At 67.1% G+C, this 25,525-nt stretch carries 22 protein-coding genes, 1 tRNA gene and 1 pseudogene; 13 read left to right on the top strand and 11 right to left on the bottom strand.

Annotation, left to right across the window (positions count from 1 at the left end; genetic code table 11):
• Positions 1–122: 122 nt before the first annotated feature.
• The 3 genes from thrS to FBZ83_RS10105 all read left to right on the top strand — a co-directional run bounded on the left by thrS (position 123) and on the right by FBZ83_RS10105 (position 4,721).
• Positions 123–2,087, top strand: a complete 1,965-nt coding sequence (gene thrS, locus FBZ83_RS10115; RefSeq protein WP_145682328.1) for a threonine--tRNA ligase — start codon at positions 123–125, stop codon at positions 2,085–2,087.
• 84 nt (positions 2,088–2,171) lie between these two features.
• On the top strand, positions 2,172–2,699 hold the full coding sequence (infC, locus tag FBZ83_RS10110; RefSeq protein WP_038529535.1) for a translation initiation factor IF-3: 528 nt from the start codon (positions 2,172–2,174) through the stop codon (positions 2,697–2,699).
• A gap of 180 nt (positions 2,700–2,879) precedes the next feature.
• Positions 2,880–4,721: a transglycosylase domain-containing protein gene (locus tag FBZ83_RS10105; protein WP_145682327.1), complete on the top strand. Its 1,842-nt coding sequence runs from the start codon at positions 2,880–2,882 to the stop codon at positions 4,719–4,721.
• Here FBZ83_RS10105 and FBZ83_RS10100 read toward each other — a convergent pair.
• Positions 4,718–5,407, bottom strand: coding sequence for an SH3 domain-containing protein (locus tag FBZ83_RS10100; RefSeq protein WP_145682326.1), 690 nt, complete (start codon positions 5,405–5,407; stop codon positions 4,718–4,720). The two genes, FBZ83_RS10105 and FBZ83_RS10100, sit on opposite strands and share 4 nt — an antisense overlap.
• 8 nt (positions 5,408–5,415) lie before the next feature.
• Positions 5,416–6,594: a hypothetical protein gene (locus FBZ83_RS10095; RefSeq protein ID WP_145682325.1), complete on the bottom strand. Its 1,179-nt coding sequence runs from the start codon at positions 6,592–6,594 to the stop codon at positions 5,416–5,418.
• A 270-nt stretch (positions 6,595–6,864) separates the two neighbouring features.
• On the opposite strand from FBZ83_RS10095, the gene FBZ83_RS10090 reads away from it, so the two are divergent.
• Positions 6,865–7,185: a ribbon-helix-helix domain-containing protein gene (locus FBZ83_RS10090; RefSeq protein ID WP_145682324.1), complete on the top strand. Its 321-nt coding sequence runs from the start codon at positions 6,865–6,867 to the stop codon at positions 7,183–7,185.
• Between the two features lie 24 nt (positions 7,186–7,209).
• Here the strand turns inward: FBZ83_RS10090 and FBZ83_RS10085 are convergent, their stop codons facing one another.
• Complete coding sequence (locus FBZ83_RS10085; protein ID WP_145682323.1) at positions 7,210–8,085, bottom strand: TIGR01459 family HAD-type hydrolase; 876 nt, start codon at positions 8,083–8,085, stop codon at positions 7,210–7,212.
• 42 nt (positions 8,086–8,127) lie between these two features.
• Positions 8,128–9,384 carry a glycosyltransferase family 4 protein gene (locus FBZ83_RS10080; protein WP_145682322.1) on the bottom strand — a complete coding sequence of 419 codons (1,257 nt, stop codon included), beginning with the start codon at positions 9,382–9,384 and terminating at the stop codon, positions 8,128–8,130.
• A gap of 42 nt (positions 9,385–9,426) precedes the next feature.
• On the opposite strand from FBZ83_RS10080, the gene FBZ83_RS10075 reads away from it, so the two are divergent.
• A complete protein-coding gene (locus tag FBZ83_RS10075) occupies positions 9,427–10,230 on the top strand; it encodes an alpha/beta hydrolase (RefSeq protein ID WP_145682321.1) in 804 nt (267 codons plus the stop codon).
• 133 nt (positions 10,231–10,363) lie between these two features.
• Positions 10,364–10,454 (top strand) — tRNA-Ser (locus tag FBZ83_RS10070).
• 364 nt (positions 10,455–10,818) lie between these two features.
• Here FBZ83_RS10070 and FBZ83_RS10065 read toward each other — a convergent pair.
• Positions 10,819–11,145 carry a hypothetical protein gene (locus FBZ83_RS10065; RefSeq protein WP_211101647.1) on the bottom strand — a complete coding sequence of 109 codons (327 nt, stop codon included), beginning with the start codon at positions 11,143–11,145 and terminating at the stop codon, positions 10,819–10,821.
• A gap of 238 nt (positions 11,146–11,383) precedes the next feature.
• Positions 11,384–11,860, bottom strand: a pseudogene (locus FBZ83_RS32530) (transposase); the annotation flags it as partial.
• A gap of 935 nt (positions 11,861–12,795) precedes the next feature.
• Between FBZ83_RS32530 and arcD the strand changes: the two are divergent.
• From arcD to FBZ83_RS10025, 7 genes are all read left to right on the top strand, one after another.
• Positions 12,796–14,286 carry an arginine-ornithine antiporter gene (gene arcD, locus FBZ83_RS10055; RefSeq protein ID WP_211101646.1) on the top strand — a complete coding sequence of 497 codons (1,491 nt, stop codon included), beginning with the start codon at positions 12,796–12,798 and terminating at the stop codon, positions 14,284–14,286.
• Between the two features lie 87 nt (positions 14,287–14,373).
• Entirely contained in the window at positions 14,374–15,603 is a 1,230-nt protein-coding gene (locus FBZ83_RS10050) for an arginine deiminase (protein ID WP_145682320.1), read from the top strand.
• A 47-nt stretch (positions 15,604–15,650) separates the two neighbouring features.
• On the top strand, positions 15,651–16,655 hold the full coding sequence (locus FBZ83_RS10045) for an ornithine carbamoyltransferase (protein ID WP_145682319.1): 1,005 nt from the start codon (positions 15,651–15,653) through the stop codon (positions 16,653–16,655).
• A 16-nt stretch (positions 16,656–16,671) separates the two neighbouring features.
• On the top strand, positions 16,672–17,640 hold the full coding sequence (gene arcC, locus FBZ83_RS10040) for a carbamate kinase (RefSeq protein ID WP_145682318.1): 969 nt from the start codon (positions 16,672–16,674) through the stop codon (positions 17,638–17,640).
• A gap of 43 nt (positions 17,641–17,683) precedes the next feature.
• Positions 17,684–19,177 (top strand): Na+/H+ antiporter NhaC family protein, encoded by a 1,494-nt coding sequence (locus FBZ83_RS10035; protein ID WP_145682317.1) that lies wholly within the window; start codon positions 17,684–17,686, stop codon positions 19,175–19,177.
• Positions 19,178–19,266: 89 nt separating this feature from the next.
• A complete protein-coding gene (locus FBZ83_RS10030; RefSeq protein WP_247888247.1) occupies positions 19,267–20,505 on the top strand; it encodes a porin in 1,239 nt (412 codons plus the stop codon).
• A 210-nt stretch (positions 20,506–20,715) separates the two neighbouring features.
• Entirely contained in the window at positions 20,716–21,189 is a 474-nt protein-coding gene (locus FBZ83_RS10025; protein WP_145682316.1) for a hypothetical protein, read from the top strand.
• Positions 21,190–21,329: 140 nt separating this feature from the next.
• On the opposite strand, the gene FBZ83_RS10020 is transcribed toward FBZ83_RS10025, so the two are convergent.
• The 5 genes from FBZ83_RS10020 to FBZ83_RS10000 form a co-directional block, all read right to left on the bottom strand.
• Positions 21,330–22,166: a DUF4344 domain-containing metallopeptidase gene (locus FBZ83_RS10020; RefSeq protein WP_186466030.1), complete on the bottom strand. Its 837-nt coding sequence runs from the start codon at positions 22,164–22,166 to the stop codon at positions 21,330–21,332.
• An 81-nt stretch (positions 22,167–22,247) separates the two neighbouring features.
• Positions 22,248–23,348 carry an NADH:flavin oxidoreductase gene (locus FBZ83_RS10015; RefSeq protein WP_145682314.1) on the bottom strand — a complete coding sequence of 367 codons (1,101 nt, stop codon included), beginning with the start codon at positions 23,346–23,348 and terminating at the stop codon, positions 22,248–22,250.
• Between the two features lie 378 nt (positions 23,349–23,726).
• The gene (locus tag FBZ83_RS10010) at positions 23,727–23,948 is read right to left on the bottom strand and encodes a hypothetical protein (RefSeq protein ID WP_211101645.1); all 222 of its coding nucleotides are present in this window, start codon (positions 23,946–23,948) and stop codon (positions 23,727–23,729) included.
• 203 nt (positions 23,949–24,151) lie between these two features.
• Complete coding sequence (locus FBZ83_RS10005; protein ID WP_145682313.1) at positions 24,152–24,337, bottom strand: hypothetical protein; 186 nt, start codon at positions 24,335–24,337, stop codon at positions 24,152–24,154.
• Positions 24,334–25,500 (bottom strand): PepSY-associated TM helix domain-containing protein, encoded by a 1,167-nt coding sequence (locus FBZ83_RS10000; protein ID WP_145682312.1) that lies wholly within the window; start codon positions 25,498–25,500, stop codon positions 24,334–24,336. The genes FBZ83_RS10005 and FBZ83_RS10000 overlap by 4 nt, the downstream gene beginning before the upstream one ends.
• Between the last annotated feature and the right edge of the window lie 25 nt (positions 25,501–25,525).

The following is a 25,525-nucleotide window of genomic DNA, read 5'->3' as shown; positions in this document are numbered from 1 at the left end:
GAAAATTCGCCGTTCGGGCGGCGGATTCGCGCCGGAAATGCCCCCGGCGCCCTTGACAGAAAGCCCGCCCGCATTAGAGATTTCGCCTCCCGGCATCCGCCGGGTGCGATGCAAACAGTCAAATGGTGACTTCGGTGACGTCCAACATCGCCATCACGCTGCCCGACGGCAGCGTGCGGGAGTTCGACCGGCCGGTGACGGGGCTTGAGATTGCCCAGTCGATCGGACCGCGCCTTGCCAAGGATGCGCTTGCCGTCAAGCTCGACGGCGAGGTGAAGGACCTCACCACCACCGTCACCACCAACGCCAAGATCGAGATCGTCACGCGCAGTCATCCGGACGCGCTCGAGGTCATCCGTCACGACGCCGCCCACGTCCTCGCCGACGCCGTGCAGAAGCTCTATCCGGGCACGCAGGTGACCATCGGTCCGGCGATCGCCAACGGCTTCTATTACGACTTCGCGCGCGAGGAGCCCTTCACGCCCGACGATCTGGCGAAGATCGAGGCGAAGATGCGCGAGATCGTCGCCAAGGACGTTCCCATCGTGCGCGAGGTCTGGACCCGCGACGATGCGGTCGCCTACTTCAAGAAGCTCGGCGAGCATTACAAGGCCGAGCTGATCGAGGCGATCCCGGCGGACCAGGACATCAGCGTCTACCGCCAGGACGACTGGCTGGACCTGTGCCGCGGTCCGCACGCCCCGACGACGGGCAGGGTCGGCAACGGCTTCAAGCTGATGAAGGTGGCCGGCGCCTATTGGCGCGGCGACAGCCGCAACCCGATGCTCCAGCGCATCTACGGCACCGCCTGGCGCGACGAGAAGGAGCTGAAGGCCTACCTGCACCAACTGGAGGAGGCGGAGAAGCGCGACCACCGCCGGCTGGGCAAGGAGCTGGACCTGTTCCACGTGCAGGAGGAGGCCGTCGGCTCGGTCTTCTGGCACCCGAAGGGCTGGACGCTGTTCCGCACGCTGGAGACCTACATCCGCACCAAGCTGAGCCAGGCGGACTATGTCGAGGTCAAGACGCCGCAGCTCATCGACAGCTCGCTGTTCAAGGCGTCGGGCCACTGGGACATGTATGGCGACAACATGTTCAAGGTCTCGGCCGACGACGGCGAGAAGATGCTCGGCATCAAGCCGATGAACTGTCCGGGCCATGTGCAGATCTTCAAGCACGGCTTGCGCTCCTACCGCGACCTGCCGATCCGCATGGCGGAGTTCGGGGCCTGCCACCGCAACGAGCCGTCGGGCGCGCTGCACGGCATCCTGCGCGTGCGCGCCTTCACCCAGGACGACGCCCACATCTTCTGCACGGAAGATCAGGTGCCGACCGAGGCGGCGGACTATTTCAAGCTCCAGCTCGGCGTCTACCGGGACCTCGGCTTCGACAAGATCGCGGTGAAGCTGGCCCTGCGCCCCGACGTGCGCGCCGGCAACGACGCGGTGTGGGACCGCGCGGAGGAGGGGCTGCGCACCGCGCTGCGCTCCGCCGGCCTGGAGTTCGAGGAGCTGCCGGGCGAGGGCGCCTTCTACGGCCCGAAGGTGGAGTTCCACCTGACCGACGCCATCGGGCGCACCTGGCAGTGCGGCACGCTGCAGCTCGATTTTGTGCTGCCCGAGCGGCTCGACGCCTCCTACATCGGCGAGGACGGCGCCCGCCACCGTCCGGTGATGCTGCACCGGGCCATCCTGGGCTCGCTGGAACGCTTCATCGGCATGCTGATCGAGCATTACGCCGGCAAGTTCCCGATGTGGCTCTCCCCGGTCCAGGCGGTGGTCTGCACCATCACCAACGAGGCCGACGGCTATGGGCAGGAGGTCGTCAGCCTGCTGAAGCGCCGCGGCATCCGTGCCGAACTCGACACCCGGAATGAGAAGATCAACCTGAAGGTCCGCGAACACAGCCTTCAGAAGGTTCCCGTCCTGGTGGTTGTGGGCAAGCGCGAGGCGGAGGAGCGGACGGTCGCGCTGCGTACCCTCGGTGGTAAGGACCAGGAAGTTCTTGCCCTCGACGCCGCTCTCAATAAACTGAGTGAGGAGGCGCGGTCCCCCGCGGGCGTCGCCGCCTTCGATTCGCCGTTCTAACCGACCGCACCGGCCGGGCGGGCCTTCCTCCGGGAGGTCGCGCCCCGGTGGGTTTCCAGTCATGGAGAAGCGTCCATAGCCAGGATACCGTCCGAAGCCGCTCCGACCCGCGATGGACCGCGGGTTAACCGGGAGATCACGGCTCGCTCGATCCGTCTCGTCGGTGCCGACGGCGAGATGGTGGGCGTCGTTTCGCTGCGCGATGCGTTGCTGGCCGCTGAGGATGCGGGCCTCGACCTCGTCGAGATCGCTCCTCAGGCAGAGCCTCCTGTCTGCAAGATTCTCGACTATGGCAAGTACAAGTACGAGGCGCAGAAGAAGGCCGCCGAGGCGCGCAAGAAGCAGAAGATCATCGAGGTGAAGGAGATCAAGCTCCGACCCAACATCGATGACAACGACTACGACGTGAAGATGCGCTCGGCCCGCCGCTTCCTTGAGGAGGGCGACAAGGTCAAGGTGACCATGCGCTTCCGCGGGCGCGAGATGGCGCACCAGGATCTTGGCATGAACGTGCTGGTCCGCGTGCGCAACGAGTTGGACGAGTTGGCAAAGGTCGAACAGATGCCGAAGCTCGAAGGCCGCCAGATGGTCATGGTTTTGGCGCCGAGGTGACCCTTCGGCGCGAAGGCCCGACCGCCTTCGGCAGAGCACACGCGTCCCCCAAAAGGCCCGCCGGTTCCGGCGGGCTTTTTTGTTGAACGGCAGGGCCGTTTTGCAATTACGGGGTAGCGGCATTGCGCAAGCGGGGCGGCGCGCCGACGTGAGGCTCGTTCCGCCTCCACCATACGGCCGATGCCCCGACCCTCCCTGTTCCGCCGCGCCGCCCTGGCTGTGACGCTCGCGCTGCCGCTGCTGTCCGGCCTGTCCGCCCCGCCCTCCGCCAGGGCCATGGACCTGTTCGGGGACGAATTCCGCACCGTCGACGACGTGCTGTCCTACAACCGCGGCCACGGCGTGCGCTTCCTCGACCGCCAGGGACGCTTCATCGGGTCGATCGGCGAGACGTACGGCGACACGCTGACCCTGGAGAAGCTGCCGAAGCACCTGATCCAGGCGCTGATCGCCAAGGAGGACCGGCGCTATCTGGAGCATGACGGAATCGACTTCCAGGGGTTGGCCCGCGCGCTGGCCGTGGCGGTGACCTCCGGCCGCTTCAGCCAGGGTGGCAGCACGCTGACCCAGCAGACGATGAAGCTGATCTTTCTCAACCGCTACAACCGCTGGTCCCGCAAGGCGTACGAGCTGTACAGCGCCAGCGACTTCGAGGAGCAGCTCGGCAAGAAGAACGTGCTGTACCTGTACCTCAACCGCGCCTATTTCGGTTTCGGCGCGTACGGCGTGGACGCCGCGGCCCGCGTCTTCTTCGGCAAGCCGGCGGGCAAGCTGTCGCTGAAGGAATCGGCGATGCTCATCGGCGCGCTGCCCGCCCCCTCCCGCCTGAACCCCTTCGCCGACCTGGAGAAGGCGGAGGCGAAGGCCGCCCTCGTGCTCGACGCCATGGCCGACGCCGGCTTCATCACCGAGCGCACGGCGGAGCAGACCAAGCGCCAGCGCCCGATGCTGGCCGCCGCCAACAAGGCGGCGGTCCTGTCCACCGGCCATTTCCGCGAGACGGCCAAGGCCCGCTTCGACCGCTTCGCCGCCGACCGCTACGGCGGCGACCTTCCGGGGCCGACCTTCACCGCGCGGACCACGCTCGACCGCGACCTTCAGGCCGCCGCATTGCGCAGCGTGGAGACCACCCTGAAGCGCCACGCCAAGAGCCTGGGCGACGCGGAGGTCGCGCTGGTCGCTCTGGACGGCGACGGCGCCATCCTGGCGATGATCGGCGGGCGCGACGCGGCGGCCCGACGCGACCATTTCAACCGCGCGCTCCAGGCGCGCCGCCAGCCCGGTTCCGCCTTCAAGCTGTTCGTCTTCCTCGCGGCGCTGGAGCGCGGGTTGACTCCGGCGTCGCTGGTGGACGGCTCGCGCATGGAGTTCACCGACGGGCGGGCCATCCGCAACTTCGACAACCGCTACCCGTCGTCGCTGACTCTGGCCGAGGCTTTCGCCCATTCGACCAACACGGCATCGGCCCGGCTGACCCGCGGCCACGCCGAGGAGGTCGCCGACGCCGCCCGCCGTCTCGGCGTCGAGTCGCCGCTGGAGCCGGATCTCGGCCTCGCGCTGGGGGTCAGCGAGGTGTCGCTGCTGGAGATCACCCAGGCCTACGCCGTGGTCGCCAACGGCGGCAGCAAAGTCAGCGGCCACCTGTTCCAGCGCATCGGCGATCCTGCCGGGCGGACCATTTACAGCTATACCCCGCCGAAGGCGGACCGGGTGATCGATCCGCAGACCGCCGCCACCCTGAAAGCCATGCTGGGCGAGGTGATGCGGGACGGCACCGGCAGGACGGCCCGCCTGCCGGCGGCGCTCGCCAAGCGCGGGACCGGGGGCAAGACCGGCACCACCAACGACTACCGGGACGCTTGGTTCATCGGCTTCGCCGACGGCGTGGCCGGGCGTGCGCTGACGGTGGGGGTATGGGTCGGCAATGACGGCAACACGCCGATGAAGGGGGTGACCGGCGGTTCCGTCCCGGCGGAAATCTGGCGCCGCTTCATGGTCGAGGCGGCGCGGGTGAAAGGCTAACGGCCCTTCGCCCCGGCGAGCAGGGACGCGCCGACGAAGCCCAGCGACCGCCCGTTCCGCCCGACCTCGTACCAGGACCCGAAGGCGGCCATCACGGTGACCGTCTCTCCTTTTTCCAGGACGTCCGCCACCTTGGCGTCGCAGAAGGGGGCGACGCGCAGGTTCGCGGCGGCGCGGATGCGCACCCTTGTCCCCGCGGCGATGGCCGGGCGGCGCGTGTCGGCGCCGCGTTCTTCGGTGATATGGCCGGGCAGGGCGCAGCCGCGGTCCTCCTTCGACGCCTTGGCGTAGCCGCCCTTGAAGCGGTTCGCAGGCGCGCTTTCCGCGACTGCCGGGAGGGTGGGGGCGGGGGCAGCTGGCTTGCGGGCAGGCAGAGGGGCGGCGATGGGGGCGGGGGCGGTCGGCACCAGAGGCTCCGCCGCGGGAGCGGCGGCGGTGGCCGGTTCCGCCGTTGCTGCCGCCGGCGTCGCTGTTGACGGCGCGGGCGCGGTCAGCGCCGGTACGGGAAGCAACGGCGCCAGCCCCTGCGGCGCCGCTTTCCCCACCATTCCCAAAGGGGTCAACCGGGGCAGCACGGCGGTCGGCGGCGAGCGCGGCGTGACGGTCGGTTCGGCCTCGTCCGCCCGCGCCGAAGGGCCGCCGAACAGCGCCAGCAGGCCGAGGAGGCAAAGGACGATCCGGCGCATCCGCCGCCTCAATCCACGACGACGCGGGCGACGAGCGCGGGCAGGGTCTGGCAGCGGAACAGCCCGTCCAGGGTCTGCTGCTCGGTCAGGCGCAGCGACAGGGCGCAGCCGTAGGCGTTCACCGTCAGGGTGGTCTGGGCCAGCGCGCCAATGGCGGCGGAGGGCTTGGCGATGCTGTAGCCGGGGGCGCCCAGCCGCCCGGCGAACGCGCCGTTGACCGGATTGACGGAATCGATCTCCAGCGTCAGCGGACCCAGGTTGTTCAGCACCGTTTCCGAATGCGGGTCCTCCTTCGTCGCGTAGAGCTGCACCGGCACCGCCTTGCTGCGGGCGATCCAGTCCTTCAGCGCCAGATTGCCCAGCACCGGGTCGCGGCTCTGCAGCGCCGCTTCCAGGGCGATCTGGCGCAGCGACGGGTCGTTGCCGCCCAGCGCGGCTTCGAAGGCGGCGATCCGCGCCGGGCGGTCGGGGCCGGCGATCCGGGCGCGCAGCTCGGCGATCCGCGCGGCGCGCGCCTCCTCCTGCCGCCGTTCGGCGGCGGCGCGCTCCTCCTCGACCTTGGTCGCGGCGGCCTGCCGGGCGAGCAGATCCTCCTCGCGGCGGCGGCGGGCGTCCTCTTCGGCGCCGCGGGCCTCGGCGTCGCGGGCGATCTGCTCGCGCAGGCGGTTGGCCTCGGCGGAGCCGGCCAGCACCGGGCGGCCGGGAAGCTCCTCCAGCGGCTGGCCGATGCCCTCCAGCACCTCCGGGTTGCGCAGCTCGATGCGCGCGCTCCAGCCGTTGGGGCCGAGCGTGGCGAGCGCGGTGGCGGCGAGCGTCTTCTCCAGCCCGGCCTCGGCGACGGGGCGGATGAAGGTCACGGCGCCGTCGCGGCTTTCCACCGCGTAGGTCGGCTGGGCGAGCCGCAGCTTGGCCGCGATGCGGACGGCGGCGCGCGAGTCGGCGGATTTCGCGGCGGTCTTGCCGTCGAGGGCTTTACCGTCGAGGGACTTGCCGTCCGGGGCCGGGGCGGGAACCGGCTCCGCCGTCACGTCCTCGACGGTCCAGAGCGGCGGGACGAGGCGCGACACCTCGGCGCGGATGCGGTCGATCGGCGGGTCGGACGCGCGGGCGGCCGGAACGGGAGCCAACACGGGCGCCAGCCCGACCATCAGCGTCGCCGCGATCCCCCATGCCGCCGGTCGTACCATCGCTCGTTCTCCACCGGAAGTGACCACCACTGCTTGTGCCGGTTCGTCCAGGCACTGGTACAGCGAAGCCGGCGACGAAGGGAAGCGGCTTTTGCCCCGGCCGGCGCCGCGCGCGATGGCGGGAACGGTGAACCCCGAACCGGGATCGCGACCCCCGGTCGAAATTGGCTTTGTGCCCACACGCCGCTTGCAATATCATCATACAAGTGAATGTATATTCGCCGGAAACGCGAGCGCCTTTCCGCAACGGCAGGGGACCAGGGCAACGATATGGCGGGCAGACAGGGGAACAAGGAAGGGCCGGTCCTGGTCTGTCGCAACGTCAAGGTTTCCGGCCGACGCACCAGTCTTCGGATGGAGCCCTATATTTGGGACTCCTTGAAGGAAATCTGCGAACGTGAGGGGCTGTCGCTCAACGACATCTGCACGCAGATTGATCAAAGGCGCGGCGAAGCGAACCTGACCGCCTCCATCCGCGTCTTCATTGTCAGCTATTTCCGCAACGCCATCGGAAGCCGCGGTTTTTCCGAGGACGGACCGTCCAGCATCCTGCGCAAGGCGATGGACGACGCGATCCCGCCCTTCGACTGAGAGGCGGGTGGCGCTCGCCCCCGCTCACCAGCGCAGGCTGGGGAGGGCGTAGGTCGGCCGGTGGCCGGACGCGGCGGCCGCCGCGGCCAGCTTGGCCGGGTCGACGGCATCGCCCCAGGCGCCGCCCAGCTCTTCCCGATGGATGCCGAAGGTGACCAGCGCCACGTCGATCCCGGCGGCGTTGGCCCCGGCCACGTCGGTGCGCAGGCTGTCGCCCACCGCCAGGATGCGCCGCTTGTCCTCGACGCCCATCAGCGACAGGCAGCGGTCGTAGACCGGGGCGTGCGGCTTGCCGTGCCAGAACACGTCGCCGCCCATCTCCTCGTAGCGCTGGGCCAGCGTGCCGGCGCAGATGACCATCTGCTCGCCGACCATCACGATCAGGTCGGGGTTGGCGCAGACCATCGGCAGGTTGCGGCGGCGGCAGGCCTCCAGCGCCGGCTCGTAGACCGCCAGCGATTCCCCGAAATCGACGATGCCGGTGTTCACCACGAAATCGGCCTCGTCCGGCGACGCGACGGGCGTGTAGTCCAGCCCCTCATACACGTCCATGTCGCGGTCCGGGCCGATGTGGTGCAGCCGCCGGCCCAGTGCCGCGTGCCACGGGTCCTCGCGGTCGCGCAGCGCCTCGTAGGTGGCCTCGCCCGAGGTCATGACGTGGTGATAGCGCTCGCGCCCGATCCCCATGCCCTCCAGCTTGGCGATGGCGCCGCCGGTGCGGCGCGGCGCGTTGGACAGCAGACAGATCACCTTGCCCGCCGCGCGCAGCCGGTCCAGACACTCCGGCACGCCGGGATAGGGCCGCTCGCCGTCGTGCAGGACGCCCCACAGGTCGAGGATGACCCCGTCGTAACGGTCGATGACGGGGGCGATGCCGGAAAGCTGGACGATGTCGGTCATGGGGTCCGGTGGTGTGTCGGGCGGGGAAGGCGGGGCGGCGGCTCAGCGGCCTTGCGGGCCGCGCCCGGGCCCAGCGTGTTTGGGCTCGGCGAGAAGCTCCGCGTAGACGGCCAGCGTGTCGGCGCACATGCGCTGCTTGGTGTAGCGCTCGGCGACGAAGGCGCGGGCGCGGGCGCCGATGGCGTCGCGCTGCTCCGTCGTCAGGGACAGCGCCTCGTCCAGCGCCTTGGCCAGCGCGTCGGGATCGGCGGGCGGCACCACCCAGGCGGTCTCGCCGGGAATCACCGTCTCCTGGTAGGCGCCGATGGCGGAGACGATCACCGGGCGGCCCATGGCCTGCGCTTCGACGATCACCCGCCCGAAGGCTTCCGGCTCCTGCGAGGCGGAGACGACGACGGTCGACAGCCGGTAGGCGGCGGCCATGTCGTTGCAATGGTCGGTCATCGTGACGACGCCTTCCAGGCCGGCGCGGCGCACCTGCTCCTCCAGCTCCTGCCGGTAGCCGGTGCGGCCCTGGTCGGACCCGACGAGCAGCGCGCAGACGTCCTTGCGCCCCAGCTTCGCCAGCGCGTCGATCAGCACCGTCTGGCCCTTCCAGCGGGTCAGGCGGCCGGGCAGCAGGATCACCGGCTTGTCGTCGGGCAGCCGCCATTTCTGGGCGAGCTGGATCATGCGGGCGGGGCTGACCCGTTCCGGCGCGAAGGACAGCGGGTCGATGCCGCGGTGGATGGTGCGGATCACCGCCGGATCGACCGCGTAATTCTCCAGGATGTGGCGGCGGATGAAGCCGGAGATGGCGATGATCCGCTCGCCCCGCGCCATCACCGAATTGTACCAGCGCTTCAGCCCGTTCTTGTAATTGTACGGGGCGTGGAAGGTGGTCATGTAGCGCGCGCCGGTCGCCTGGCAGGCCAGCCAGGCGCTCCAGGCCGGGGCGCGAGAGCGGGCGTGCACGATGTCCACGCCGTTCTCCCGGATGATCGCCTCCAGCTTGCGCGCGTTGCGGCGGATAACCAGCGGGTTCTTGGAGGCCAGCGGCAGGGTGATGTGGCGGATGCCGGCGCGGTCCAGCTCCGCGGCCATCGGCCCGCCTTCGGACGCCACCAGCGGCAGCGCGCCGGCCTGGGCCAGCGCCAGCGCCACGTCGATGCAGCCGCGCTCGGCCCCGCCGGTGACCAGCGCCGGCAGCACCTGGAGAACGACGGGCCGGCGTCCGGCGGCCGCGAAGGCGCCCTTCGCGAAGGCGTCGGCCGGGTTGCGCGGGTCCTCGCCGGTGCTAAGCTGGGATTCGACGTCCATAGTCACAGATTCCTAAAGTCCTGGCCCACAGAGGTGTCCGAAATGACCGAACCCGCAGCCGGCCCCGTCCCGTCGCCGGGCGGCGCGCACCATAGCCTGAAGCGCGGCGCCGCGACCATAGCCTATCGTCACACCCCCGGGCGCGACCCGGAAGGTCTGGCCCCCGGCGTGATGTTCCTCGGCGGCTTCATGTCGGACATGACCGGCACCAAGGCGCTCGCCCTGGAGGAATGGGCGGCGGGCGAGGGGCTGTCCTTCACCCGCTTCGACTACCAGGGCCACGGCGCCTCCAGCGGGCGGTTCGACGAGGGCACCATCGGGCTGTGGGCCGACGACGCGCTGGCCGTCCTGGACCGCGTCACGGTGGGGCCGCAGATCCTCGTCGGCTCCTCGATGGGCGGCTGGATGATGCTGCTGACCGCGCTGCGCCGCCCGGAGCGGGTGGCCGGTCTGGTCGGCATCGCCGCCGCCCCGGACTTCACCGAGGACCTGATGTGGGACCTCTTCGACGAGTCCGTCCGCCGCGAGATCCTGGAGACGGGCCGCTGGCTGCGCCCCTCCGACTACGGGCCGGAGCCGCAGCCGATCACCCGCGCCCTGATCGAGGACGGGCGCGACCACCTGCTGCTGCGCCAGCCGATCGCCTTCGACAAGCCGGTGCGCCTGCTGCATGGCATGGCCGATCCCGACGTGCCCTGGCAGGTCAGCCTGACGCTCGCCGACCGTCTGAGCAGCGCGGACGTGCGGGTGACGTTGGTGAAGGACGGCGACCATCGCCTGTCGCGCAACCAGGACATCGATCTGCTGTGCCGTACGGTGGCCGATCTGGTCCGCAGTCTCGGCTGAGTGCGGTCTCGGCTGAGAGGGGAGGTTTCGCTCCGCCCGGCGGATCATCCATAAGGCGGTGCAAGATTTTTCCAAAAAGTGATTTCAGGGGCTTGCGCACCGCCTTCGGGCTGGATATAAACGCGGCCTCTGCGGAGGGGTGGCCGAGTGGTCGAAGGCGCACGCCTGGAAAGTGTGTATACCCCAAAAGGGTATCGAGGGTTCGAATCCCTCTCCCTCCGCCAGTTTTTCCTGCTGACTTTTCTGTGGCGTCAGCAGAAGTGAGATACCGCCGTACTTCCGGGCGGTTAGCCTTATACTTCCCCAGACATCGACCCTGTAATGGGCCATAAGCCGCGCTGTTTGGCCGGTCTGTGCCCGTTTTTCTCCGCCGGTCCGTAACCGACTTCCCTTTCGGGCGCGAAAGGTTACTCGCCTGCCGTGGCGCTGTCTCCCGGTTCGGGAAAACTCCGCGCATGACCGGAACTGTCGCGTTTCCGCCAAGACCACGATCGCCCGACAGCGCTGCCCAAGGTTGGGTGAGTGGCCCTGACGAAAGAGCGCGGCGCCCCGAGGGGACGCCGCGCTCTTTCCCGGATCGGGATATGATCAGCGGGAAGGGAAGCCGAGGAGCCGGCGCTGCTCGTTCCAGGCCAGCGGGATGTCGGTTTCCAGCATCGTGGCCAGAGTGAGGCGGCGCGGCTGCTCCCCGCGCAGGATGGCGTCGACGAGGTCGGGGGCGAGAAAGGCCAGCCTCAGGATCTGGCGGATGTAGGCCTTGGTGCGGCCGGCTTCGGTGGCCAGATCCGACACCGACGCCACCTGCCCCGAGGCGAGTCGCCGGCACCAGCGATGCGCCCGGGCCAGCGCCTTGACCAGCGCCTCGTCGACACGCGGCCGGGCGGTCAGGTCCTGGCCGTCGGGACCGACGATCACCCGAACACCTCGATAGACTGCTCCTGAGCGCGGGTTGATGCCGATGAAAGAGCCGCACGGACGGGAAGGCGGCGTTCTTTGGGGGGCTGAACTGTGGATTTTGGCTGAAAAGGCGGAAATATGCGGCGGTTTTGTCGCTATCCGGGCGCAGTTCGCCCCTCAGGCCGATCAGACGCCGGAAGTTGTAGGCGAGGGTGGCGAGACCGATCTTCACCGTCGCGCGACCCAGGCCGATGGTGCGGATGAACAGCGCCATGCGCACCTTCCGGTCGGCGAACACGTGCTCGACGGCCGAGCGCACCGCCGAGCGGGCACGGTTGGCACGCTGGTGTGGCTCCGGCATCGGTCGGCCCTTCGGCTTGTGGAAATGCACCATGCTGCGGCGCCCCGCCGCCGCGATGGCCGCCTCGTTGGCCTTCGAGCGGTAGGCGCTGTCCGCCCACACCCGGCTGTCGAAGGCGTCGGGGTTGAGCCGGCCCGGCAACTGCGCGCCGTCGTGCCGCGCCGCGCCGGTGACGATGAAGCGCCGGATCAGACCGAACCGGCAGTCGATGGCGATGTGCGACTTGTAGCCAAACGCCAGGATCAGAAGCCCCTCCACCACGCGCGCCTGCGTGTCCTTCTGGCGCGCCTTCCGGCGGCCAGGGTAAGGGGGCTCACCGTCACGGATCTGGCGCTTCTCCTCCCGGGTCAGCCGCTGCCGGGGCGCTTCCACGATGGAGGCGTCGATGATCTGGCCATGCTCCCTCCAGATCCCACTTCAAACCAAGGGAATCACGGGAACACCGACAGCGCTACTGTTTTTCGAGGCGTCCAGCGGGGTGTTGTCAGGTTGGTGGTGAACGGTCCGGCATGGCAGGGTGTTGGGCATGTCCACCACCCCGTACCGCGGTGTCCGTTTTCCCGCTGGGATCATCGGCGAGGCGGTCTGGGTGTCCCGTTGCTCCAACCTGAGCCTACCGAGGTCGCACTGATCCGTGCGACGCCCGGCATCCTGATCGGCGACGAGGCCATCGCGGAACGGTGGCTACACTTTGGCCGTCCGTCCGCCGGCGCGCTCAGGCGCCTCGGGTGTACGCCCGGCGCCGGTGTGACAAGCGGGCCGCGTGCGCCGACACGCAACCAGCTCAGGACGTACGATGTCGAGCCCGTCCAGCTCACCACCGAAACGCTGCGGTCCAATGGGGCGGCTTTCTGTCGGCAAGGCTGATTCATCGCAGTTTGGCGGTCAAAGAAAAAATCACGGGGTCTTAAGCGAAGCCAAGCAGTAGATTTACTTCGCAGATGCAAATTCGCAATCGCAAAATAAACACCTTCACGCATAGGCCTTTTTCTCTAATTCGATCAAAGTCATTGGCCGAGATACCGTAACACCAGCCAATTTTCAGGGCGGCTTTGGCCCTTCCCGTATTGCCAGGATCCTATGAAACGCCGCAGCCGATGCAGTGGCGATGCGGAAACCGTATCGAACTTATGTAACGGCTCGCCAATCCGTCAAGCTTGGGACTTCCGTTCCTGGTCCCCATTCCTTCAACGGCATTCAACGAATGTGACCAATGAACGCTGGAGCGGAAGATGCCCCACCTCATCGCCCCGCCTCATTGGAGGGAATCCTGACGGCAGGGAGACGAGGATAGCGGAGAGACGGCGATGACGACGGCTGACGTGAACGATCTCGTGTCGGTGAAAAACGCTGGCGTGGCGCAGACCCAGAAGTCGGACAAGCTGACCTTGCTCCCACTCGTTGCGCTCGTTGTCGGCTCGATGATCGGCGGCGGCGTTTTCAATCTTCCATCGGACATGTCCAAGGGAGCGTCGCCCGGCGCCATCCTGATCGGCTGGATGATCACCGGCATCGGCATGATGATGCTCGCCTTCGTGTACCAAAACCTGGCCGTGCGCAAACCGAACCTGAACGCAGGCCCCTATGCCTATGCCAAGGCCGGCTTCGGACCGTTCGTCGGCTTCAACAGCGCCTGGGGTTATTGGCTGAGCGCCTTTCTTGGAAACGTGGCCTACGCGGTGGCCATCTTCTCGGCCCTGTCCCACTTTTTCCCCATCTTCGGCGACGGCAACAACCTGCCGTCCATCGTCGGCGCGTCGCTGTGCCTGTGGCTGATCCACGCGCTCGTGCTCAGCGGCATCAAACAGGCGGCCTTCGTGAACGTCGTCACCTCGATCGCCAAGCTGGTGCCGCTGTTCCTGTTCGTCCTGGTGGCCATCGTCGGCTTCCATTGGGATCGCTTCACGGTGGATCTCTGGGGAACCGGCGCCGGGTCCGGCACGGGCGGCCTCGGCTCGGTCATGGAGCAGGTGAAGAGCACCATGCTGGTGACTCTGTGGGTGTTCATTGGCATCGAGGGCGCCAGCGTCTATTCCGCCCGCGCGGCCCGCCGCTCCGACGTCGGGCGGGCGACCGTGATCGGCTTTGTCGGCGCGTTGGGAATCTACGTGCTGGTCTCGCTGCTGGCGACGGGCATCCTGCGGCAACCCGAACTCGCCGACCTCAAGGTGCCGTCCATGGCGGGCGTGTTCGAGTCCCTCGTCGGCCCGTGGGGCGCCGCCCTGATCAACATCGGCTTGGTGATCTCGGTCGGCGGCGCCTTCCTCTCCTGGACGCTGCTGTGCGCGGAGATCCCCTACACCTGCGGCCGCGACGGGACTTTCCCGAAATGGTTCGCCGCGGAGAACGCCAACGGGTCGCCCGTGAACGCGCTGTGGGCGACCAATCTCCTGATCCAGCTCTTCCTCGCGCTCAGCTTCTTTTCGCGCAGCGCGTACCAGTTCTTCTACTTCATCGCCTCGGTCGCGATTCTTCCCCCCTACGTCCTGTCCGGCGCCTACGCGTTGAAACTGGCCCTGACCGGCGAGGGCTACGGTGCCGAATCGCGGACGAAGGGCATCCTCGTCGGTGCCTTGGCGACGGCCTACGGCCTCTGGCTCGTCTACGCGGCCGGCCTTCAGTACCTGCTGATGTGCGCGGTCCTCTTCGCGCCGGGAATTCTCGTCTATGTCCGGGCCCGACGCGAGCACGGGGAGCCCGCCTTCACCGGCGTGGAGGTGGCCATCGCGGCGGTCATCGCCGTCCTCGCCGTCCTCGCCGCCTGGCTCATGTGGACCGGCACGATCAGCCCGCTGTGACGGCCGCCGCGCCGTCACAAGACAAGCCGTCACGAGACAACAAGGGCCCGCGCGCAATCCCGGGCCATCGAAGCAGGGAGATGCGTCATGTCTGAAGTCGGCGTGCATTCGGAAGTCGGCAAGCTGCGGACCGTCCTGGTTTGCCGGCCGTCGCTGGCGCACCAGCGCCTCACCCCCGGCAACTGCCACGACCTTCTGTTCGATGACGTCATCTGGGTGCACGAGGCGCAGAAGGACCACCACGACCTCGTGCTGAAGATGGAGGAGCGCGGGGTCGAGGTGCTGGACCTGCACGACCTGCTGGCGCAAACGCTCGACGATCCTCAGGCGCGCGGGTTCGTGCTCGACCGCCGGGTCACCGCCAACACCGTCGGGGTCGCCGCCGTGGAGGTCATGCGCCCCTGGCTGGACGAGATGCCGTCCAGGGACCTCGCCGTCCATCTCATCGGCGGCATCGCCATATCGGACCTGCCGGACAACACCGTGAGCGTGCTGTTGAACGAGGCGTTCGGCGGCACCGATTTCGTGCTGCCGCCGATCCCCAACACGCTGTTCCAGCGGGACCCGTCCTGCTGGATCTACAACGGTGTGACCTGCAACCCGATGTTCTGGCCGGCCCGCAAGCCGGAGACGCTGCTGCAGCGGGCGGTCTACAAGTTCCATCCCCGCTTCCGGGACGGCGGCTTCACGATCTGGTGGGGCGATTCGGACGAGGACTTCACCGGCGCCTCCCTGGAGGGCGGCGACGTGATGCCGATCGGCAAGGGCATCGTCCTCATCGGCATGGGGGAGCGCACCAACCGCCAAGCGGTCGGCCAAGTGACCCGCGCGCTGTTCCGCAACAACGCGGCGTCGCGGGTCATCGCCTGCCTGATGCCGAAAAGCCGCGCGGCCATGCATCTGGACACGGTGTTTTCGTTCTGCGACCGCGATCTGGTGACGGTCTTCCGGGAAGTCGTCGACCAGATCCGCTGCTACAGCGCCTACCCCCTGGACGACGAGGGGCGCTTCGAGGTGCGGCCCGAGGCGAGGCCGCTGCTGGAGGTCGTGGCCGATGCGCTGGGCTACTCCAGGCTCCGCGTCGTCGGAACCGGCGGAAACGCCTACGAGGCGGAGCGCGAGCAGTGGGACGACGGCAACAACGTCGTCGCCCTCGAACCCGGCGTGGTCGTGGCCTACGACCGCAACACCTACACCAACACGCTGCTGCGCAAGGCCGGCGTCGAGGTCATCACCGTCCGCGGGGCCGAACTCGGCCGCGGACGGGGCGGCGGCCACTGCATGACCTGCCCGATCTGGCGGGAGCCCGCCTACTGACGACCCGCGGCGGACAACGAACCCGGAGGGAACCCCAGGAGGAAAAGATGAGCTTCAATCTGCGCAACCGGTCGCTGCTCACCGTCCAGGATTACACGCCGCGGGAATTCCGCTATGTGCTCGACCTCGCGCGCGACCTCAAGCGTGCCAAGTACGCCAGGACCGAGCAGCAGCACCTGCGCGGCAAGGAGATCTGCCTGATCTTCGAAAAGACGTCGACGCGGACCCGCTGCGCCTTCGAGGTCGCCTGCCACGACCAGGGCGCCAACGTCACCTACCTCGATCCCGCCGGCTCGCAGATCGGCCATAAGGAATCCTTCAAGGACACCGCGCGCGTCCTCGGCCGGATGTACGACGCCATCGAATACCGCGGCGCCGCGCAGGGCGGCGTGGAGCAGTTGGCGAAGTACGCGGGTGTACCGGTCTACAACGGGCTCACCGACGAATACCACCCGACCCAGATGCTCGCCGACGTCATGACGATGCGCGAGCACAGCGACAAGCCGATCACCGACATCACGTACGCCTATGTCGGTGACACCCGGTCCAACATGGGCCATTCGCTGATGATCGTCGGCTGCCTGATGGGCATGGACGTACGCATCTGCGGGCCGCAGAGCCTGTGGCCGTCGGAGGAGTACACCGCCATCGCCCGGAAGCTGGCGGCGGCCTCGGGCGCACGGCTGACCATCACCGACAACACCGCCGAAGCGGTGGCCGGGGTCGATTTCATCCACACCGACGTTTGGGTTTCGATGGGCGAGCCCAAGGATGTCTGGCGGGAGCGGATCGCGTTGCTCAAGCCCTATCAGGTCAACCCGAAGCTGATGGCGGCAAGCGGCAACCCGCAGGTCAAGTTCATGCACTGCCTGCCGGCCTTCCACGACAGCGAGACGACGCTCGGCCGGCAGATTGCCGAGGACTACGGGATGCCCAACGGGCTCGAGGTGACCAACGAGGTCTTCGAATCGGAGGCGAACATCGCCTTCGAACAGGCGGAGAACCGCATGCACACGATCAAGGCGCTTCTCGTCGCCACGTTGGGGGAATGAGGGGGAGAATGAGACCATGCGCGTCGTCGTCGCTTTGGGAGGCAACGCTCTGTTGAAACGCGGCGAGCCGATGACCGCCGACGTGCAGCGCCGCAACATCCGCGTCGCCGCCGAGGCCATGGCCCCGGTCGCCCGGGAGCATCAGCTCGTGATCAGCCACGGCAACGGGCCGCAGGTCGGGCTTCTGGCGCTCCAGGGCGCCGCTTACCGGCCGGACGAAGCCTATCCGCTGGACGTCCTGGGGGCCGAGACCGAGGGCATGATCGGCTACATGATCGAGCAGGAGCTGGGCAACCTCCTGCCGTTCGAAGTGCCCTTCGCCACGCTGCTGACCATGGTGGAGGTCGACGGCGACGACCCAGCCTTCAACGATCCGACCAAGTTTGTGGGGCCGGTCTACGGAGCCGCCGAGGCCGAGCGCATCGCGGCCGAGAAGGGGTGGGTGTTCAAGCCGGACGGCGCATCCTGGCGGCGGGTCGTGCCGTCGCCGGCCCCCAAGCGCATCTTTGAGATCCGGCCGATCCGCTGGCTGCTGGACCAGGGAACCATCGTGATCTGCGCCGGCGGCGGCGGGATACCCACCATGTACCAGCCGGCCATGCACCAGCCGGCCACGCACCAGCCGGGCAAGGAACGCACGCTGGTCGGCGTCGAGGCGGTGATCGACAAGGACCTCTGCTCGGAGCTGCTGGCGCGCGAGCTGGGTGCCGACCTTCTCATCATGGCGACCGACGCCGAGGCCGTGTTCCTCGGCTGGGGAACGCCGGACGCGCGGGCCATCCACCGGGCAAGCCCCGAGGCGATGGGCCGGTACAGCTTCCCGGCCGGGTCCATGGGGCCGAAGGTGGACGCCGCCTGCCGGTTCGCGACGGCGACGGGGCGAACCGCGGCTATCGGGGCGCTCGCCGACATTCCGGCGATCGTGCGCGGCGAGAAGGGCACGCTGATCGACACCGCCTTCACGACGACGAGTTGGCACGGGTAGGCGGCCTGATTGGGGCGGCGATCCGGAAAAGGAGGCTGCGGCTATGGCGAACCACGTTTCGATGCCGGCTGGGGAAAAGCGGGAGGCGCGTCGGCCCACCCTGCTTGACGCCCTGCTTCCGATGATCGCTCTTATCGCCCTGCTCGCGCTGTCCTACCTCCTGTTCGGCAAGGACGCTTCCGCAGGGCCGAACCAAGTGGCGCTGCTGTTCTCCGGGATCATCGCGGCGGGGATCGCCTACAAGAACGGGATGCCCTGGGACGGGGTGCGCCAGGCTGTGGTCGACGGCATCGCCACCGGGCTTGCGGCCATCATGATCCTGCTGGCGGTGGGCGCGCTGATCGGCACCTGGGCGCTCAGCGGCACCATTGTGGCAATGGTCTATTACGGCCTCCAGATCCTCAGCCCCCACTATTTCTACGCGACGACCGCGATCATCTGCGCCCTGGTCGGCTTCAGCATCGGAAGCTCCTGGACCGTTGCGGGGACCATCGGCATCGGCCTGATGGGCGTGGCGGCCAGCATGAACCTGTCGCCGGAAATCACGGCCGGCGCGGTGATCTCCGGCGCCTATTTCGGCGACAAGGCCTCCCCGCTGTCCGACACCGCCAATCTGGCGACCGCGGTGACGGGGTCCGGGATCTACGAACACATCCGGGAATCGCTGTTCACCTCGGTTCCGGCCCTGCTCGTCGCCATCCTTCTCTTCGGGATGCTGGGGGCGCCCGGCGATTTCGACGCCACCGCCATGATGTCCGGCATCGAAAGCCACTTCACGGTGTCGCTCTGGGCCTTCACGCCGCTGCTGCTGGTCCTCGGCCTGTCGATCGCCCGGTTTCCGCCCTTCATCACGATCTTCTTCGGCGCCCTGGCGGGCGGGCTTCTGGCGGTTGTCCTGGAGCCGGGGCGTGTCGCCGCCTTCGCCGCCGCACCGGAGCTGCCGGCCGCCGTCACCATGCTGAAGGGTGTGTGGATGGCGCTCGCCAACGGCTACGTCGCGCACAGCGGCAACGAGTCCCTCGACGTCATCCTGACGCGGGGCGGCATGTCCAGCATGATGAACACGGTGTGGCTGATCATCACCGCGCTGTCGTTCGGCGCGACGGTGGAGCACGCCGGGCTCCTCAATCGCCTGATCGACCCGGTGATCCATCGGATGAGGTCCGTCGGCGGGCTCGTGGCGACCGTGGTCGCCACCTGCATCGGCGCCAACATCGTCACCTCGGACCAGTATATCTCGATCGCCCTGCCGGGCCGGTTGTTCAAGGCGGAATTCGCGAAGAGGGGTCTCGCCCCCGTGCTGCTGTCGCGCGTCGTCGGCGATTCGGCGACGGTGACCTCACCGCTGATCCCCTGGAACAGTTGCGGGGCCTACATGGCGGCGGCGCTCGGCGTGTCGGCGACCGGCTTCGCCATGTACTGCTTCTTCAACATTCTCAATCCCTTGGTGACGATTCTCTTCGCCGTCTCCGGTCTGCGGGTGTGGAGAAGGACCATCGACACGCCTCCGGGCAACGCACCGCCGCTGCAAGGCTGACGAGCCCTGCACACGGTGTCGGCCGCTGCGTGGCGCGGATGGGAGCAGTTCCGTCTTTTGGCTCAACGTGTGGAGTGATCACTGCCAGGATGGAGGGGACGATCATGAACCGCTGTTTTCTGGCGTGCTGCGCTGCCGCTGCTCTGGCAATGGGCGCCGGGGACGCCAACGCCCAGGCCAAGTACGAGATCAAAATCGGTGGCGATGCCTTCTTCGAAGCCGGCTTCGTCAATCAGGACCTCGACTCCGGCCTGCGTTCGACCGAGTTCCGCAACCGCTTCCGCGTGCACATCACGCCGGTCGCCAAAGCGGACAACGGCCTGGAGTATGGTGGGCGCATCCGCATCCGCGCCTCCGGTTCCGACACCGGCGTCAACGCCGACCGTGCCTTCATCTTTGCACAGGGCCGGTTCGGCGAGGTGCGCCTCGGCGTGTCCAATTCCTTCAACGATGAGACCTTCATCTCGACGCCGGGCGACTATCTGCCGACCAGCATCATCGATCTCGATCAAGTGACGAACTGGGTCGGCCCAACGACGGCCGGGCAGTCCGTCAACCCGGCGAATGGCCGGTATCAGGGCTCCGACGTCCTCGGTGGGGTCGCCGAAGCCGTCAACGCCGCCAGCATCCTGTGGCCATCGCTGACACCGGACGCCAACGCAACGAAGATCGTCTACTTCTCCCCACGCTTTGCCGGCGTGCAGTTCGGTGCCAGCTACACCCCGCGCAACGACTCCTTCAATCAGGACGTCAACCGGTTGAAGGCGTCTTCGGCGATCGCCAACCAGGGCGTCACCAACTCCTTCGCCAATCTGGTCGAGGTCGGCGCGAACTATGACGGCAACGTCTTCGGCTTCGACGTCAAGGCCAGCGCCGGCTATTTCTGGGGCACGTCCTCTGACAGCACGGTGGCCGCGGACTCCTTCCGCGACCTGAACGCTTGGCAGGTTGGCGCGCAGCTCGGTTATGCCGGCTTCGCCGTCGGCGGCAGTTACACCAGCTTCGGCAAATCGGGCCAGAACAAGCGTCCCGGTTTCTTCGCGGACGATATGTACAACTGGACCGCGGGTGTGCAGTACACCGCCGGAGCCATCGTGGTGGGTGCGAATTACAAATACGGCGTCGACCCCGGTTCCATGCTCGACCCGGGCAGCCGGCGGGTGACGGCCTACGAGGTTGGGGCCGGTTACACGGTCGCTTCGGGCCTGACCGTGAACGCCCAGTACGACTATGTGCTCTCCAACAGCGATCGCCCCGAGACCGCGGCCACGGGCTCGCCGGATGACAAGGCGCACGTCATCGTGCTTCGCACGGTCCTGGCGTTCTGATCGTCAAGGGGGCGGAAAAGCTGATCCGGCGTGGAGCGTTGAACCGAAGAGCGCCGGAATGCGGGGTATCGTCAACGTTCCCATGGAAGCCACGGCAAGGAAGGGAACCATGGCCAAAACGATGAAAGCGGCGGTGGTCCGCCAATTCAAAATGCCGCTGTCGATCGAAGAGGTTCCGGTGCCGGAGGTCGACAACAGGTGGTTTCCAGCATGCAGACCCGCGTCCGTGATGGGATGCTCCGTTCCGTGACGCCTGCCGCGGCCGGGCCATCGCGCTTGCCGGCGGGATCCGGCGGAGGCCCGGATCGCGGTGGCGCCGGAACCCGGACCGGCTCGTTTGATCGCGGCAGCTTTGGTGGAGGCAGGCTGGGTGGCGGTCGGTCGGGTGGTCGGCGTGAGCGGCATGGATCAACCGGACTTCGGCGTTCGCAGATCAGGAAAAACTGCGAACGTCCGGGCGCCTCGCATTCCGAAAAAACACTCGATTCTCTCGGGGCAATGAACATGATGCACAGCCGCAGGAAGCAAATGGAAAAATCCCAATACAAGTACCTTGTCATCCTGATAGCAAAAACGGCTATTGTTGTTTTGGCAATAGCCATCGCAGGATATCTGATTTTTGGCTATAATAGTGATGTTCACCCGCTCAAAAACAAACCAATGGTCGTGCCGCTTCTGCGATAGAGAAATATTTTCAAGAAAATTGATTTTTGGTTCATGCCATCGCGTTCTTGAAGACACTTGACCAGCTTCCCTCTGCACGGAAAACGGGGATGGTCAAACTTCATTTGGCCCTTGCAACGCGGGAAAGCCGGAGCGGATGCTCACCCGGAGCGGTTCGCCTTTCGCACCCCCCTCAAATGGGGTGCCACGAGCTTTTCGTAGGCAAACTTGACCTGCCGGTACTCCTCTTCGCACAGTTCGGCCCGTTCGGCCGGCAGATAGCCCTTCTCCACGAAATCGCCGAAGCTCTTCCGGTCGGAGCCATAGCTGATGCACATCAGGTTGTAGAAACGTTGGGCCGGCAAGCTGTGCTCGTTCGCGAAGTCCTTCAATTCCGTCGGCGCTTCCTTCGCCTCGCTCGCGTACATCACGGCAACGCTGGCGATCACCCGGCGGGCCTCGTCCTTGCCCAACTGCAGCAACGTGTAGGCGGCGATCTGGTCGGCGGCATCCTCCTCGCGGCCCAGGATCGGCACTTTCTTCAGATCAAAAATGGCGTGGGCGAGTTCGTGAAGCACGACCTCCAGAAAGGGTCCGACGATGTAGTTCGCAGGCGTCAGCCCCTCGCTGACACCAGCCGGTGGGATGTTTTGTCCGAGTTCCTGGATGTAGGCGAGATACTCGTAGCAGATGCTCAGTGTGGCGTCGGAGGTTTCATAGGAGGCATTGATCTCACCGTCGCACCCTTCGGTCCTGATGGTCAGCACGCGCGGCAGGTCGATTCCCTCGACGCGGTCGCGGATGCGTTCCAGCACGCGCTTGTCCTGCAACGTCCGGTAAATCGCCTCGTGCGAAGGGTTTTTCGGTACGGCGTAGACGATCCGCACATCGCCTGGACGGGCGTCCGCCGGGCAAGCGATGGCAACGGTCGCCAGTGCGATCAGAAGAACGCCGCAAAACCTGTGAGCGAAACGGGTGCAACGTGAATGAGCACGCATGGGCCGCGCTCCTCTGTCGGCCAAAGGGACGTTAATCGGTCCCACAGACATCATCCAACATGATCTTTTCCGGCCCGCTCGTCACACCAGGGTGGCAAGCGCTTCCTTGGTGAAATCGCGCAACGCCTCCATGCGCCCTTCCCGAACCTTCCGGACCCATTGTGGGTCGGAGAGCAGGGCCCGGCCGACGGCGACGAGGTCGAAGTCACCGCGCTCGAAGCGGCGCAGCAACTCATCCAGAGGGCTGGGCTGCGAACTTTCGCCCTGGAAGGCGGCGATGAACTCGCCCGACAGGCCGACGGAACCAACGGTGATCGTGGCCTTGCCGGTCAGTTTCTTGGCCCAGCCGGCAAAGTTCAGGTCCGAGCCCTCGAATTCCGGCTGCCAGAAACGCCGCTGCGAACAGTGGAAGATGTCGACGCCCGCGTCGGCCAGCGGAGCCAGCCACGCTTCCATCTCCTCCGGCGTCTTGGCGAGGCGCACCGCGAAATCCTGCTGCTTCCACTGCGAGAGGCGGAGGAGCACGGCGAAGTTCTCGCCGACCGCCGCACGCACCGCCTTGACCACCTCGACCGCAAAGCGGCTGCGTTCCGGCAGGGTGGAGCCGCCGAAGGCGTCGGTCCGCTTGTTCATTCCGGCCCAGAAGAACTGATCGATCAGGTAGCCGTGGGCACCGTGGATCTCGACCGCATCGAAGCCCAGCCGCTTCGCATCCGCCGCGGCGCGGCCGAAGGCGGCGATGGTGTCCGCGATGTCCTGCTCGCTCATGCCGTTGCCGCCGGGCTTGCCCGGCACGACGAGGCCCGAGGGGCCTTCGAATGGCTGCGCCGGCGTCCAGCCGGACAGGTGCGGGGCCATCACGCCCATGTGCCAGATCTGCGGCGCCATTGCGCCCCCCGCCGCGTGCACGCCGTCGATGACCCTCTTCCATCCGGCCAGCGCATCCTCTCCATGGAAGCGCGGAACGTTGGGATCGTTCGAGGAGGTGGGCCGGTCGATGACGGTGCCCTCGGACAGGATCAGGCCGACCTCGTTCTCCGCCCGGCGGCGGTAATAGGCGGCCACATCGTCCGTCGGCACGCCGCCCGGCGAGAAGGACCGGGTCATCGGGGCCATGACGACCCGGTTCTTCAGATTCAGCGACTTCAGGGCAAACGGGCGGAAGAGGATGTCCACGCTCATGGTGACGGTCGCCTCTGCAATGGTTTGTGAAAGAGGACGTGGAAGCCAGGGCACGGTTTTTCTCTGCGCCGGTTGTCTTCGCCAACAGAGCGCCGCGACGCTTGTTGCCCAGGCGATGTCGTGCAGGATCGGCAATCGCCCATTTCGCCCCGCCGTCCGCCGAGGCCGAGCGAGCGCAGAAGCAGGTCGAACAGGGTCTGGGCCACCAAGTCCGACGGCATGGCAGGTCTTCTCTCAAAATGTCTATAAAAAAAGCCTGAATATTTCTATGAATGTGTTTAAAGCATATAAACAACTAAATCTAAATGTTAATAATAGGTGTGGTTGTCCGTTGCCATGCCAGCGTTCGGGGACGTACCGCCGCCGTGTATCCGCTGATCAGCTTGCGGACGGCAGCAGCACGGATGGCAGGGACGCCGCCAGCATGGCGATCACCTGCCCGGTCAGGGCACCGAACACCGTCAGGATGGCGGCGGTCCGAGGGTCGAGTCCCCAGGCCCGGAAGGACATGGCCACCATCCCGAAGGCGAACCCTGACAGGCTTTGAACGAACCCGGCCACGGCTGCGCCCAGCGCGACGATCCACAACGACGCTTCCATCACCGCTCCCGAAGTCCCTCGCCGCCCGGTGGCTTGGCCGGACGCCCGTGCCAAGCCGCCGCTTGCGGGAGAGGTGTGGGGACCCGGACCCATCAAGAGGCTTTCCCGGGCGCGGAGACCGCGATCCCGGGCAGTGTTGCGATGGGAACACCCTTGGTCCGCCCAGAGCACGGAACGGACCCGCCGTCTTGTCGGAAGCCTACTCAGCGTTTGCGTTTGCGCCAGCACCACACCGTGGTGAGCACGGGGACCGACAGCGCGGCCCAGGACACGGCGTCCACGACGCCGTCATCCAGCAAAGCGGCAACCAGCCCGACGGCGGTGACGAGCGCGATCACCGTCGGAATGCCGAAGACCGCCAAGGGTCGGAAGGGAGCGCGCGGCGTCATTCCGCGGCCTCCCCGGCGGCATGATCCTGGAGACGGCGATCCTGGACATGGTTGTCCTGGGCACGGCGATTCTGGACAAGGCGGCGGCGGGCGATCCACAAATACAGGCCGCTGCCGAGGATGACGATGGTCAGCAGGTCCAGCACCGCCCACAGGACCTTCATCGGCAGCCCGCCGTAATCGCCGAAATGCAGCGGCTGCGACAACCGCAGCGCCAGCATGTACCAGGGCATGGAGCGCATGTCGGTGAAGGCGCCCGTCTCGGCGTCGATCAGGGCGGGGGTCAGGATGCGGTTGGTGGCCGGCGTGGCTCCCTTCAGCCACACCGCGTAATGGTGGTTGCTGGAAAAGCGCACGCCGGGGAAGGCGACGAATTGCGGCCGCATGCCGGGAGCGGCCTCCATGGCGGTGCGGACGGCCGCGTCGACCGAGGTGAAGCGTTCCGGAACCGGCTTGCCCTCATAGGGAGCGATCATCGCCGCCAGCTCGTTGGCGCGCCAATAGGCGACCAGCGGCACGGACAAGGTGTTGATGACGCCGGTCAATCCGACCACCACCACCCACATCAGCGTGACGATGCCCAGCATGTTGTGCAGGTCGAGCCACTTCAGCCGCCGGCCGCGCCCGGCCCGCACCGTGCCGAAGGACAGCTTGCGCATGAAGGGGGCGTAGATCACCACGCCCGACAGGGTGGCCAGGAGCAGCAGGAAGCCCATGAAGCCGAGGAACAACTCGCCGGGCAGCCCGGCAAACAGGTCCACATGCAGGCGCAACATCACATGCATGAACCCGCCGTCCTCGTTCAGGTCGGCGAGGATCCGCGTGGTGCGCAGGTCGATGGCCGAGATGTGCATCTGCGACACCGGAGGACGGGCCCCCGGTCCGGTGGTGACGTTCACCACCGGCCGGTCCACGTCGAAGCTGAGGAACAGCGGCCGCTCGCCGGGGTAGGTCGCCAGCGCCGAGGCCACAGCCTCGTCCAGCGATTTCAACGGCGTTTCGGCCGGCATCGGCGGGAGGGTGTCCTCGGCCGTCAGCGCCTCGATCTCGTCATGGAAGATCAGCGGCAGGCCGGTCAGGCACAGCAGCAGCATGAAGATCGTGCAGATCAGGCTGGTCCATTTGTGGATCACAGTCCAGATCCGGATGGTTCGGTTGGTCATCGGGGCCCCCTCATGCCGCCGTCAC

This window comes from Azospirillum brasilense (genome assembly GCF_007827815.1).
GTDB classification, from domain to species: Bacteria; Pseudomonadota; Alphaproteobacteria; order Azospirillales; family Azospirillaceae; genus Azospirillum; species Azospirillum brasilense_C.
Note: the sequence above shows the minus strand (reverse complement) of the source record. Positions and strands in the feature narration are given on the sequence as shown.